The following is a 13,934-nucleotide window of genomic DNA, read 5'->3' as shown; positions in this document are numbered from 1 at the left end:
TAGACGTTATAACTTAGTTTTTTACGCCTTTTTTAGGGAAATTTCTACCAATTTACCCTCGATTTTGGCGTCATATTTTTCCGATTCATTGATCACAAAATTCAATTCCACGGCGAGCGTTTCAGATTTAATGACGTCAGCGAAAGCGTTAACAGCTTGAGATATTTCAGAATCGTCACTGGAGATACTCAGTACAATTCGATCATCTATCTGCAGACCAGCCTGCTTGCGTGCGCTTTGGACGTGGCGAACGATTTCGCGCATCAAACCTTCACGCTTTAATTCAGGAGTGATTGTTAAGTCATAAACAACACTCGGTTGCGCCGACTCAGACTCTGACTCTGTAACAATTTCAACCGATTTCACGTTCAATTCATCTTTAGCGATATCAATCAAGAACTGCGCAACTTCCGCTGGCGTATCCTGAGAAATAGTGTTGACAAGTTTCACAGACGCCAACGGCTGACGCACTTTAATTCCCTCTGATGCGCGCTTCGACAAGCCGTCATTCACCGCAGTACGCAGTGCATTCATGTCGCGTAGCATTGAATTATCTATTTCACCAGCCGGCAACCAATCTTTAAGATGAATCGACTCGTTATCGCCCGTCAAATTATGGTACAATTCTTCCGCTAAGAATGGCGTAAACGGCGCTAGCATATAGCTGAGTCGCACCAAAACGTAATGGAGCGTGCGGTAAGCGTCATTTTTATCACCGTCATCTTCAGATTTCCAGAAGCGGCGACGACTGCGTCGAACATACCAGTTACTTGCGTCGTCTAAGAACGGCAAGATCGGCTTGGTTGCGTCCTGCAAATTATAGTTATTAAGACCTCGCTCGACCTCTGTTATCAATTGATGCAACCTCGACACAATCCAAATATCCAACGGATTTGTTAAATCGTGAAGCGGATCTGATATATCGCCGTTAAACTCCCAGCCGTCAACTTCAGCATACATCGTGAAGAAATCGTACATATTCCAGATCATACCAAGCTTGCGCGCTACATCCATCACGTCCTTATCCGCCAAGGCAAAATTTTCGCCGTTCGTTAGCGGACTTGAAAGCATCAAGAATCGGAAACTGTCAGCCGAAGTCTTGTTCATAAGTTCCATCGGATCGGTATAATTCTTTAGCTTCTTGCTCATTTTTTTACCGTCGGCAGCATTGATAAATCCAGTACAAATCAAATTCTTCCACGGAGATTTACCAAACAAAGCCACGTTTACCGCCGTTAAGCTATAGAACCAGCCGCGCGTCTGGTCAATCGCCTCAATGATGAAATCGGCAGGAAAACTTGCTTCAAATTTTTCCTTGTTCTCAAATGGATAATGGAACTGAGCAAACGGCATCGAACCAGATTCAAACCAACAGTCCAAAACCTTACCAATATGATGCATTTCTGCGCCGTCGCACTCAAACGTAACGTCCATAACTTGTGGCAAATGATAATCATCCAGCTTGCGACCCGTAACTTCTTCAAATTCCGCAAAGCTACCAATCACCTTCACCACTTCCGTGCCATCATTTTTCACACCCTTCCACACTGGAATTGGTGTTGCCCAGTAACGATCGCGGCTCAAATTCCAATCCGGCGCCTGCTCGATGATATTGTGGAATCGTCCAGTTCTCAAATTGTCTGGCGTCCAGCTTGTCTGCTCGTTCGCCTCCAACATTTCCTTTTTCTGACTCTGAATATCCATAAACCAACTCGGATGAGCGCGGTACATCAATTTCGTGCCACATCGATGACAATGCGGATATTCGTGGCGAATATATTCAATTTTCAGCGCCCGACCTTCTTCTAATAAAGTCTTCGCTATTTCCTTATTCGCCTCCCAAATGTTGCGACCCAGCCATCTGCCTTCCGTATAATTTCCATCGCCATCAACCAACGACAGCATCGGAACGTCATTTTTTCGGCACAATTCATAATCGTCCTCACCGTAAGCTGGCGCGACATGAACAATTCCTGTACCATCCTCAGTTGTCACGAAATCGGCGTGAAGAATCTTATGCGCAGCCGGACCGCGATTTTCGAATAGCGGCTCGAATCTTTTACCCACCAATTCAGAACCTTTAATCGTCTTAACAATTGAATATTCCAGCGGCTGGTGCTTTTCATCCGTCATAACTTTCTCAACACGGTCGCTCGCAACGTAAAACTTTTTATCGCCGTACTCCACCAAAGAATAATCGACATCTTGATTTACCGCCAAAACCATATTTGCCGGCAAAGTCCACGGAGTCGTCGTCCATGCAAGCAAATACTCATCTTCATCTTCCAGCTTAAAGTAAACGAACAAACTCGGATCAGTGTCCATTTGATAACTATTTTCCATAGCCACTTCACTCTTGGAAATTGGTGTTGCGTCCTTTGTGCAGTAGATCAAAATCTTTTCACCTTCGTAAATTTTGCCTTCTTCGTAAAGTCTCTTGAACGCCCACCAAACAGATTCCATGTAATTATTATCCATGGTTTTATAAGCGCCCTTAAACTCAACCCAGCGACCAATTCTCTCAATCGTGTCTTCCCACTCGGTGCCAGTTCGAACCATAGCCGCTCGACATTCCTTCACGTAATCTGAAACGCTAATCTTCGTGCCAATCTCTTTTTTGTTAGAAATGCCTAGCGTTTTTTCAACGTAAACCTCTGCTGGCAGCCCATGACAATCCCAGCCCCAACGGCGCTCAACTCGCTGACCTTTCATCGTGTGAAATCGTCCCATCGTATCCTTCACCGTGCTAACCAACAAGTGTCCGTGGTGCGGCGTTCCTGTCAAAAACGGAGGACCGTCATAAAAAACCCAAGAATTATCAGCAGGACGCTGCGCGATTGACTTGTTAAATGTATCATCCTCTTTCCATCGCTGCACCCAATCTTTCTCATATTCTGCAGCTCGACGACGTGTTCCATGTTTGAATTTCATTATATTGCCTCCTTTATTTTTTAGACCTTCGACAATTATTTTCAATTAAAAATCACCTCTTTTGACTTCGAGAATCCGCTTGGGTGTTTTATGCGGACGGTACCATCTCGATTCCAAAAGAAGTGATTCTTTCAGCTCTTTATTTGCTATTTACGCAAGCTCACGGCAGGTTCTAATCTCGACTTTATGCCAATTTCTTCCCGCAGACTTCACGGCTGATAACCGCTCATTTCACGCCAATTCAACATACGTGAAAACGCCCTACTGTTATTGTAGCGCGTTTTCGTCAAAATCCCAAGAACTTTATTTAATTTCCAGACCGCCTAAAATACACTCACCCTTCAGATATAGAGTCTTTTTGGCAGAATCTTTAGGTAGAGTTTTATCATCAGTTCCGCCCAAAAATCCGCGCACTTCGTTCTTAACAATCACATCGTCTGGCAAAGTAATATTAATACCACCGCAAAATGTAAAAATTTCAATTACAGAACCGTCTTTAATCTTTGCTTGACGCAGATCCAAATCCACGCCACCAAATGTGGCAACCAACGAACCGCCAGTATAATCACCTTTTACAGCGTCTTCTTCACTCCAAAAACAAGAAATCTTCTCATTAGAGGCACCGTCTTTATCCAGCTTTTTAGAACGCTTAACGCTCTTAGGACTAGTATTAAACATCATTGCCAAACCAACAGCAATCAAAACTACAGGCCAAAATACCTTCCAGATACTAACATCAACTATTCCGTAAGAATTTAAGCCAATCAGAACGCCAATCGCAACCAGCAATAATCCCCAAATCCACGCCGTTTTATTTCGATAATTGAATATATTCACCAGCCCAGACAACACAAATCCTGCAGCCCAAACCGTACCCCAGAAAATATCCCAGCTAATGTTGATGATATCGAGGTTCTTCAATAATAAAACCCCGCCGAGCGCCACGACTACAATGCTCAAAAACGCTCTAATCAGAGAACTTTTCTTCATATAACTATTCTATCACTTTTTTATAAACTCAACGCTTTTTAAATTGAACAGTTTTTTTGTTCCGCTTTGATTTTATAACAATTATCACTATCAAAATAATGAACAAAAGTATTCCACCGCCAATCATCATTAACGCTGTAGTTGATGGCCAGAAGAACAATTCTTTTGATTCGGCGGTTTTTGTGATTAGCTCATTTTTGTCCTGGCTAATTCCCCACTCGCCAGCCTTCTTTTTATAGGAAATCGACAGCTCTACCTTATATTTTCCGCCCCAAAACGGCGCCAAATTGCTATCAAAATTAAACTGCCGCGTTTCATTCGCAATCGTTGCATTCACGCCACCGTTTTTATATACAACATTTCCCATCGGGTCTTTCACGACCAGCTTTACGTCAACATCAGCCGACACATTGCCAGAATTTTTTAAGGCAATTTCATACAATTGACTACTGTTAGAATTCTTAACATTAAACTTCTCAATCGTCACGTCGCGGTGAATATCACCAGGAACGGTTATCGCCATACGGATAGCCTGACGAGTCTGAACTTGAATGCCGCCAGCATTATTTGACGCCTGCTTAACCTTCCGCTGAACAACCATACATGCATTATGCTCGCCAACATCTGCTTTACTTGGAACATTTACCGTAAAATCAACAAGCGCGTTTTCGTTCGCACCAAGAGTCACCTCTTTTTTAGAGACAGAAACCCATTTGCCCGCACCAACTTTATCCTCCGACTTCTCCTTGCAAGTCATATCACCAGTCGTCGTAACTGTACCGTCAACCGAATAAACTTCAATTGTCTCTTCTTTATCAGACCCGTTTTGAACATACAATTGGTCAGATTTCGAATCGCCACCAGAAAGATTATAGATGAAAATTGAACTTGTCCTGGGATTATTCGGATCAGGATTTGCTGGTCGACCACCAATGCCATTAGCAGACACTGACACAGGCAAAATCAGCCCCGCAATCATCACCGCTCCAATAATCTTACCCCTCAACGAATTCTTCATATCCCTCCTTAAAAACCTATTATGCTTATTATATCAATGTCACACATAAAAGAATAGACACTCATCAGAATGCCTATTCTCGCTTAATAATTTAGTCCACTAAAGAGCTGTGATTGTCTGAACCATTGGCAATACGTATGTACCTGCTGCCTGACCAGCTGGGATGGTTTGGGCTAATGAGGTATTAGTTATATATCCAGCCCATACTTTACTAGCAGTCGCTGAAGCGCTCATTAGTGTTACAGGACTAGTACCAGAAAAGGTCGTAGAAGTACCCTTGGTAATACCTGCAGCTGCACCAATTACAGGGGTAACTGTACCGCCAGCTGGATTAACTGTTAGGCGACCCTCGTTAATAGTTCCGTTGTATTTATACTGTTTTCCACCGCCAGCAGACCAAACACCAGTTCCTGGGGTCGCTACGTTTAGCGTCAACGTCCAGCCATTATCTGCGGCACCTGGGTTTTCGGCATAAATTCGATTGTCGTTATTCCCAAAAACACCAGTTCCCGATCCTAATGAAGATGACACTGTCGTAGCGCCCATAGCGAATGTTGGATTATTAACTAAGGAATTCGTTGAATCACGGATATCAGTACTCAAAACTCCAGGATTAATTGTCTGAGAGAGTTTAGAGTTAGCAGTAGTTGCGGCATTAGCTACAGAAGGGTTTGTCATATTATACAACCCCAATAGACCGACCACGCCTACGCTCGCAACGATCAACAACGTTAACTTTTTCATTTTTTCTCCTTACTTAATTTATTACATTATAACTTATTATGATTATTTTTTCATTCATCCCTCTTTTTCTGTTTTTTAACAATAAATAACATAATGAACGCCGCAACAATTACACCAATACCAGCAGCCATAATCATCCATAAATTAATTCCCGTATTAGCCAAAGCCTTACTTATCTCTTTAACAATCTTTGGAATAACAATAACATCTTCAGTGGTCTTTTTCGGAGTCGTAAATGAAAAATCAGCAATCCGCACTACTTCTGGGGATGTTGCATTATCCTTCAGCTTAGTCGTAACACGACCGTTATAGGTATGTTCTGGAACTGGCGGCATAAAATTATCACCCGGATGATTATTCTGCCAATTTGAAAAATCCAACACCCATATATTTCCGTTAACTTTAAGCTCGCTATCCCGTCCCAAAACAAAAGTCCGACCATTAAACTCAACCTTCAAATCGTGCTGTCCTGTCGCGGGATCAGCTATTGTATGTACCGCATCATAAACACCATATACCAACAAATCTTTCCCATTTACCAAATCAAATTTAGAGAATTTTGGCAGAAAAATCGGACAAATTGACTCATTCATCTGGCTACCATTTTCCAGAGAATCATGAGTACAATCAGTGATCACTTGCGACAAATTAGAATTAGCCGACGAATCCGCAAGAGCCGAATAAGGACTACTCAAAGTAGCTAGTATTGTTATGGCGATGAATAATTTTTTTACTCTATTTTTCATACTCAACCTTACTGCGCTGTTACCGTTAATGTCATTGGCAATTCATAAGTTCCTGGTTTTTGATATGCTGGAATAGTCTGATTTAATCGAACATTCTGTAGCAAAAATGCGCATCCCAATTGACCAGTTGATCCACTGCTGCTCATCAATGTAACGCCGTTAGCCGTAGCAGTCCCCACCTTAAATTGAGAATCAACACCCTTTGATATTCCTGATGTTTGACAAGTTGAACCGCTCAATGAATTGCCCGAAGCTAAGACAGATGATGTCCCAAAATTAACAGACAGAAATCCCTGATCACCATTAGTGCCGTTGAACATATACGATTCTGTGCCGCCAGTTCGCTTCCACTTGGCGGTCACACCGTCAGATGCCGACAACACAACGCTCCACCCAGAGCTGGTCTGTGTATTCGTAACTTCAATTTGTTTCGAGCTTGAGTTGGACAAGAGGGCGCTGGTAATTACACTACTGCTACCAATAATGGAATTATCAAAATTCGTGACAGGATTCGCGACCGTAGTGCCAGCATTATCCCTAAAACGAATGTCTAACGACCCAGGAGCGGTCTTAAATTCTGGATACGTTGTGTAGCTGTCAATACTAGATCCAGGAGCGGCAGTCGTGTCGGTTACCACACGGACACAATAGCTGGTGTTTTGTTCCAAGCCATTATCTGCCAAGACAAGGTCCCATAAACCAGTCTGCCCTGACTCAATGCCTTGATAATTAGTAAAAGTTAACGATGAATCAGTTGTTGGACGAACAATCGATTGGTGGACGTAATTGTGGCTGTTGGTGGGCAGCACTGGATTGTCAGAGATAGCACTAATGGCTGTTTGATGCGCTGGACCAGTGGCAGCATAACGCAGACTGGAGTTTGTAGTAATATTTTGCCAATCACCAGACGGCACAGCACTACAACTGGCGGCAGTTTTCTTGGCATATTGAGCGCGAAGTTTCATGTTGCCAGGAGGAACTGTGGTGTTTTGAAGAGTTTTATTGCCGTCCGCCGTCAGACCCACCCTAATCCGGAACGAACTGCCAACTTCTGGTAAAGTGGCCACCGCATTGGTTGCAGCCAATGGCGTTCCTGGCTGAACGGCATTGTTCCATTTATATAACCGACTAGCTGATTGCTCAACTGGCACATTAACGCCAACTGAACTAACTGCCAACGGGATTGACGAATCGGTAGTCGAGTTGTTGCCTAGTTGACCACTACTACCCTGTCCCCAGCAGTAGGCTTTGCCTTCGGCGGTGAGGGCGCAGGTGTGGAGGCTGCCAGCGGTAATGGACTGGAAACTGACGCCGGCTGGCATTTGGACGGCGACTGGGATGCGGGAGTCAGTAGTCGAGTTGTTGCCTAATCGACCACTACTACCCTGTCCCCAGCAGTAGGCCTGACCAGTGGTGGTGAGGGCGCAGGTGTGGTAATAGCCGACAGCAATGGACTGGAAACTGACGCCGGCTGGCATTTGGACGGCGACTGGGATGCGGGAGGCAGTAGTCGAGTTGTTGCCTAGTTGACCACTACCACCATATCCCCAACAGTAGGCTTTGCCTTCGGTGGTGAGGGCGCAGGTGTGGACGTTGTTAGCGGTAATGGACTGGAAACTGACGCCGGCTGGCATTTGGACGGCGACTGGGAAGCGGGAGTCAGTAGTCGAGTTGTTGCCTAATCGACCACTACTACCCTGTCCCCAGCAGTAGGCCTGACCAGTGGTGGTGAGGGCGCAGGTGTGGAGGCTGCCAGCGGTAATGGACTGGAAACTGACGCCGGCTGGCATTTGGACGGCGACTGGGATGCGGGAGGCAGTAGTCGAGTTGTTGCCTAGTTGACCACTACCACCATATCCCCAACAGTAGGCTTTGCCTTCGGTGGTGAGGGCGCAGGTGTGGAGGCTGCCAGCGGTAATGGACTGGAAACTGACGCCGGCTGGCATTTGGACGGCGACTGGGATGCGGGAGTTGGTGGTGGAGTTGTTGCCTAGTTGACCTTGGTTATTCAGCCCCCAGCAGTAGGCCTGACCAGTGGTGGTGAGGGCGCAGGTGTAGCCGCCGTTAGAAGTAAATTGACTAAATGACCATTCCATATCTCCCATCACCGTCGCACTACCCTGACGAGTCAATAGATTTCCAACCGTAAAGAATATGCCAACGACCACACAGATCATGAAGCTGGCAAACAAAACAAGCCGAGGACCAGCAAATCGCCGCTGATTGATCATTAATCTTTGGTTTTTATTCATTTCCGACATCATCGTATTAAGATGCACCTTCGACTTCTACTATTTTTATTAATAATTAACTTGTGGTTATCATTATAGCATAAGTTTTTTAATATAACATAAAAATTCTTATAATAATTGATCACCAAATTTTGCCAAAATCATAACAACAGCCAAAGCGATGATTGTTGCCAGTAGAACTATGTCATAATCATTTTGAACAAATTTTTTTACTTTTTTTCCAGTGATAACCCCAGTTAGGATATTGTATCTTGTCATGCCGCCAAAAATTAGCAACATGCCAACATCAAGTGTTAGACACCAAGGACACAACACCCCGATTTCCACAAAACTCATATAGAACATCCATAACGCAAAAATAAACCCAACACTGACGCCAATCTGCGCCGCAAACATAAACCGGCGCGGAAACTTAGTGCCAGCCAGCAACGCCACTGCAATTGTCACCATAACAGGCAAAGCCATAAGGCCAATAAAGGCATTTGGAAAACCAAGCAGCGACGCAGACCAATGCTGGGCCACACTGCTACAGCTGATCACCGCATTTAAATCACACCCCAGGACTGTATTTGGAGTTTTTGCCAGAACCAATGTTTCGATAGACAGGATAAATGACGCCAGTAAACCAACTCCTGCGCCCGTCAGTAGTGAGATTTCAGCAATTTTTTGACGCTTATCTTGTTTAGAAAACCATTGAGCAAAAAACTTAAACATAAAAACTCACTTCGCTAATTGTTGGCAGCGGCAAGCCGCGCCAGAGGTTTTGCAATTGACCACTGTCACTCAGCGCGATAATTGTTGGATACTCCACAATATCATACACTTCGCAAAAATTATTACCTTCTGCAGAATCAGGACTCATTTCCTCTAAAACCCGACCAGTTTGTCGGCTAAAATCACGCAAAAAGTCTGAAACTTGGCGCGCATAATCGCTTTCCGAACGATAAATCACAACTACTCGCATTACAATTCCCGCTCGCCCTTACTGCGTCGCTTTGCTAAAATCTCCACAAAATCATCCAGTGTCTTAAACTCGTAAAAAACACTGGCGAAACGAACATACGCCACTTCATTGCGCTTTTCTAACTCGTCCAAAACTTGATCGCCAATCTGTTTTGACGTAACTTCCGATTCGCCCAGCGCGTATAAAGAATCTTCAACCGCTGTAATGATATTATCAACTTCCTCGTCAGACTTAAAGAATTTTCCGACCGAACGGCGCGTCGAATTCGCCAACTTCACCCGGTCAAACAGCTCACGATCACCATTTTTCTTTATCACCGCTAGATTCGGCTTTTCAACTCGCTCATACGTAGTAAATCGCTTGCCATCTGGAGTTTCCCTGCGACGTCGAATTGCGGCACCGTCAGAAACTTCGCGTGATTCAATAACGCGACTATTGCCGATATTAAACACCATTTTATCTACTCCTTATTCTTCTTTCGTCGCCTCAGAAATGCCGGCGTATCGTCCTCATCGTCGTCAGCTTCAACTGTTGGATTTTCCCAAATATTAGTTTCTGGCTCAGTCGCAAAACTTTCGGCAGATTCTTCCTTGTCCAACTCTAGGTCAATATTTTTAACCATTTCGTCATCAACTTCTGTCTCGGCAGGTTTTGTGTCGTCACCTACAGTCAAGCTAACTTCCTGCTGACGGAATGTATCACTATCAAATCCTGTCGCAATCACCGTAATAACCAGCTCGTCTTCCATTTCCGGCTTCAAAGTCGCACCAAAAATAATGTTGGCATTCGGACTAACAGCGCTAGTAATAATTTCTGCGGCTTCCTGAATTTCCGCCATACTCATGTCATAGCCGCCAGTTACATTGAACAACACACCCTTGGCGCCATCAATCGACACCTCAATTAGAGGACTTTCAATAGCTTGCTGCGCCGCCTGAACCGCTCGGTCATCACCGCTCGCTCGCCCAATTCCCATCAAAGCTGAACCGGCATTACTCATAATTGCCTTAACATCAGCAAAGTCAAGGTTAATCAAACCATGCTCAGTAATCAGTTCAGAAATACCCTGAACACCCTGCCTCAAAACATCATCGGCAATCTTAAATGTTTCCAGTAGCGGCGTTCGGCGATCAATCGTCTGCAATAATCTGTCATTTGGAATAGTAATCAAGGTATCAACCTCGCGTCCCAAGTGAGAAATCGCCCAATCTGCATTTACTCGACGCTTCTCGCCTTCAAAGCTAAACGGTCGAGTTGCCACGCCAACTACCAAAATACCAAGCTCGCGCGCCACTTCTGCCACAACATAACCAGCACCAGAACCAGTTCCGCCACCAGCACCAATTGTTACAAATACCATGTCCGCGCCTTCTAGCGCTTCCCTAATTTCGTCACGGGATTCATTAGCTGCAGCCTCACCAACAGTAGGATCAGCACCAGCACCCAAACCATTAGTTGCGTCACGACCAAGATGAATCTTTATGTCAGCCTTCGAATTGTGCAACGCCTGAGCGTCCGTATTCATAGCGATAAATTGAACGCCAGTTAGACCAGCGTCTTTCATTCGGTTAATAGCTGAGCCACCAGCGCCGCCGACACCGACGACCTTTATGCTGGCAAATGTTTGAACTTCACTTGGTTGTATTTGCGGCATATATTCCCTCTCTTAATCCTTACATAAAGTATATCATTTATTTAAATCTAGCGAAAATATTTTTAAGTAAACCGCCAGCTTTTTTAGTGACATCATTTGCACCAACTATCGGCCTTACCTGCTGCGAAATGCCCATAGAATCAATCAACATCAGACCAACCGCAGTCGAAAATTCTGCGCCCTTCACTTCATCGCTAACTCCGCTATAGCCAGCCGGAACACCCAAGCGTGCCGCCACGCTCAATTGATCTTTCGTAAACTCTACCACACCCTTCACTTTCGCCGCGCCGCCAACCAGCACAACGCCGCTCGGTAGCTTTCCTAATCGTCCAGCTCGCTTCAGTTCTTTAGCAATCGCCTCAAAAATCTCTTCATATCGCGCTTGAACAATCTCGTCAATTTCTTCTTGGTTAAACTTATACGTCTGCTTTTCAACCTTCGTTTCAACTTCACCCAAAGTCTCACCGCCAAATCTCGCATGCGCCAATTTCACAACTTCCGCAATTTCCGGATCCGTCCTAAGTCCAATAGCCAAATCGTTCGTTACGTTCTGACCGCCCATTGGGATAACCGCCAGATGTTGCAAATCGCCCTCTTCATAAATAGCAATTCCTGTAGTTGCCGCACCAAAATCAATCACCGCAACGCCGTTTTCGCGCTGACTTTCCGTAAGAACGGATTGAGCTGCCGCCAAAACTGACGGAACAACAGATACAGCCTCAACCTTAGCCATTTCCGCCGACTTCTGTAGATTAGTAATGTGAGGGACCAAACCAGACACGACATTCGCTCTAATTTCCAGACGCGCGCCAGTCATACCAATTGGATCTTTAATATTATCTTGACCATCCAGTCTATACGCGTGCGCAATAATATCTAAAATCTCTCTATTTTGTGGCACTTTTCCAGTTGTAGCAACTTCCTCCAGCCTTAATATATCATCGTGCGTAACTTCATTATTAACGGTTCCAACGGTAATCATTCCGTCGGCTTTTGTACTTAATAAATGAGATCCGTTAATACTCAATGTGGCTGCGTTAATCTGATGACCGCTCATTCGCTCGGCCGGTTCCAAAGCCTTATCAATAGCTTCAGCTGGACCGCTCAAATTCGTTACGGTTCCCTTTCGCATTCCGCTATTCGGCGCTTCACCGACGCCAACAATTTTTGGCGCACCATTTTCTGCGTCAATATAACCAACGACACAGCGCACGTTTTTTGTGCCAATATCAATTCCTACCACATATCGAGATTGCTCCTGCATAAGCTCTATTATACAGGTTATGTCTATAATTTGGCAAGTGAATTAGCCTAAAGCTTTGTCAGAATTTCAGCGCCAGTTTCGGTAATTAATACCGTATGCTCAAAATGCGCACCCAAACTGCCGTCTTTCATACTAATTGTCCAGCCGTCGCTGTCGGTAATAATTTTCTCACCGCCTAGGCTTGCCATCGGTTCAATTGCAATTGTGTCACCAGCGTGCAACATCGGACCAGTTCCTCGCCTGCCGTAATTCGGAATTTCTGGCTCCATATGCATACTCAGCCCCACGCCATGACCAACTAGTTCACGGATTATACCAAGTTTAGCCTTCTTCAATACAGCTTCTACTCCCGCTGAAATATCGCCAACTCGCGTTCCATCGCCAGTTATCGCGTCAATTCCCGCATATAAACTCTGTTCTGTTGCATGCAATAAATGTTTCTTCGCGCCCTTAGGTTCTTCATCGACAACCATAGTAAAAGCGCTATCCGTCTTCATTCCACGATAGCCAATTACCAAATCGAAACTGACCACGTCACCCTTTTCAAAAACATATTCGGTCGGGAAAGAGTGCACCAATTGCTCGTTCGTCGATATACAAATCACTCCCGGGAATTTCACTTCGTCCGTAAGATAAGTCGCCTCTGCGCCAAAATCTTTAATTCGCTTGGCTACAAAATCATTAGCGTCCAGTTCACTCATTCCAGCCGTTACGGATTTTTTCAATTCATCGTAAATTGTCGCAAGCATCTTGCCGCACTCGTGCATATCTTTCATCTGTTGCGGCGTTTTTTCTCCGGTGATCAATTGGCTCATTTTACACCCTCAACAATGCCGCGGCTAACCAGCTCTCTCTCGATTTCATCATGAACTTGCCCGACAGTTCCAACTCCGCTCATATGTACAATTGGAACACCATTGTCATTCAAATAATCCAGAATCGGGTAAATTTCACCTCGATAAATACTGAGCCGTTTGTCAATTGCTTCAGGTGTGTCGTCAACTCGACCACGGACTCTCAAACGCTCCAAAATTTCATCGCGCGGAACTTCCAACACAATCACCAACTTAACATCTTTTCCGTGATGTGAACGCGACTCAATCAGCCATTTAGCTTGTTCTAATTGCCTTGGATAGCCGTCCAAAATTACACCATTAATATCCTTAGCTTTATTAAGAGCTTCGCCCATCAAACCGTTGATAGTTTCCATCGGCACTAGTTCGCCAGATTGCATACGATGAATCAATTCGCCATCGTGAGTATCGCGCAACAGTTGCCCGGCACTAAGCCAACGCCAACCATGTCGTGCCGCTAAAATCTGCCCCTGCACACTCTTACCAGCACCCGCCGGCCCAAAAAATACAATCATTT

General features: G+C 44.8%; 13 protein-coding genes. All 13 read right to left on the bottom strand.

Features of this window, described 5'->3' with window-relative positions; genetic code table 11:
* Window positions 1–21: 21 nt before the first annotated feature.
* Window positions 22–2,931, bottom strand: coding sequence for an isoleucine--tRNA ligase (gene ileS, locus LRM48_RS00905; protein ID WP_243812555.1), 2,910 nt, complete (start codon window positions 2,929–2,931; stop codon window positions 22–24).
* A 303-nt stretch (window positions 2,932–3,234) separates the two neighbouring features.
* Window positions 3,235–3,921: a LiaF transmembrane domain-containing protein gene (locus LRM48_RS00900; protein ID WP_243812556.1), complete on the bottom strand. Its 687-nt coding sequence runs from the start codon at window positions 3,919–3,921 to the stop codon at window positions 3,235–3,237.
* A gap of 28 nt (window positions 3,922–3,949) precedes the next feature.
* On the bottom strand, window positions 3,950–4,939 hold the full coding sequence (locus tag LRM48_RS00895) for a WxL protein peptidoglycan domain-containing protein (RefSeq protein ID WP_243812557.1): 990 nt from the start codon (window positions 4,937–4,939) through the stop codon (window positions 3,950–3,952).
* Between the two features lie 99 nt (window positions 4,940–5,038).
* Window positions 5,039–5,683: a hypothetical protein gene (locus LRM48_RS00890; RefSeq protein ID WP_243812558.1), complete on the bottom strand. Its 645-nt coding sequence runs from the start codon at window positions 5,681–5,683 to the stop codon at window positions 5,039–5,041.
* A gap of 50 nt (window positions 5,684–5,733) precedes the next feature.
* Complete coding sequence (locus LRM48_RS00885) at window positions 5,734–6,429, bottom strand: LPXTG cell wall anchor domain-containing protein (RefSeq protein WP_243812559.1); 696 nt, start codon at window positions 6,427–6,429, stop codon at window positions 5,734–5,736.
* 8 nt (window positions 6,430–6,437) lie between these two features.
* The gene (locus tag LRM48_RS00880; protein ID WP_426303689.1) at window positions 6,438–8,681 is read right to left on the bottom strand and encodes an RCC1 domain-containing protein; all 2,244 of its coding nucleotides are present in this window, start codon (window positions 8,679–8,681) and stop codon (window positions 6,438–6,440) included.
* Window positions 8,682–8,789: 108 nt separating this feature from the next.
* Complete coding sequence (locus LRM48_RS00875; RefSeq protein WP_243812024.1) at window positions 8,790–9,395, bottom strand: vitamin K epoxide reductase family protein; 606 nt, start codon at window positions 9,393–9,395, stop codon at window positions 8,790–8,792.
* Window positions 9,388–9,645, bottom strand: coding sequence for a hypothetical protein (locus LRM48_RS00870; protein WP_129744170.1), 258 nt, complete (start codon window positions 9,643–9,645; stop codon window positions 9,388–9,390). Before LRM48_RS00870 ends, LRM48_RS00875 begins: the two co-directional genes overlap by 8 nt.
* On the bottom strand, window positions 9,645–10,100 hold the full coding sequence (gene nrdR, locus LRM48_RS00865; protein WP_129632309.1) for a transcriptional regulator NrdR: 456 nt from the start codon (window positions 10,098–10,100) through the stop codon (window positions 9,645–9,647). Before nrdR ends, LRM48_RS00870 begins: the two co-directional genes overlap by 1 nt.
* Before the next feature lie 5 nt (window positions 10,101–10,105).
* Complete coding sequence (gene ftsZ, locus LRM48_RS00860) at window positions 10,106–11,299, bottom strand: cell division protein FtsZ (protein ID WP_129634948.1); 1,194 nt, start codon at window positions 11,297–11,299, stop codon at window positions 10,106–10,108.
* A gap of 37 nt (window positions 11,300–11,336) precedes the next feature.
* On the bottom strand, window positions 11,337–12,563 hold the full coding sequence (gene ftsA, locus LRM48_RS00855; RefSeq protein ID WP_243812025.1) for a cell division protein FtsA: 1,227 nt from the start codon (window positions 12,561–12,563) through the stop codon (window positions 11,337–11,339).
* 47 nt (window positions 12,564–12,610) lie between these two features.
* Window positions 12,611–13,378, bottom strand: a complete 768-nt coding sequence (map, locus tag LRM48_RS00850; protein ID WP_243812026.1) for a type I methionyl aminopeptidase — start codon at window positions 13,376–13,378, stop codon at window positions 12,611–12,613.
* Window positions 13,375–13,932 (bottom strand): adenylate kinase family protein, encoded by a 558-nt coding sequence (locus tag LRM48_RS00845; protein WP_129634944.1) that lies wholly within the window; start codon window positions 13,930–13,932, stop codon window positions 13,375–13,377. Before LRM48_RS00845 ends, map begins: the two co-directional genes overlap by 4 nt.
* Between the last annotated feature and the right edge of the window lie 2 nt (window positions 13,933–13,934).

Source organism: Candidatus Nanosynbacter sp. TM7-008 (assembly GCF_022828245.2).
GTDB lineage: Bacteria > Patescibacteriota > Saccharimonadia > Saccharimonadales > Saccharimonadaceae > Nanosynbacter.
The sequence above is the reverse complement of the archived record's forward strand: the minus strand, read 5'-3'. Positions and strand labels throughout refer to the sequence as shown.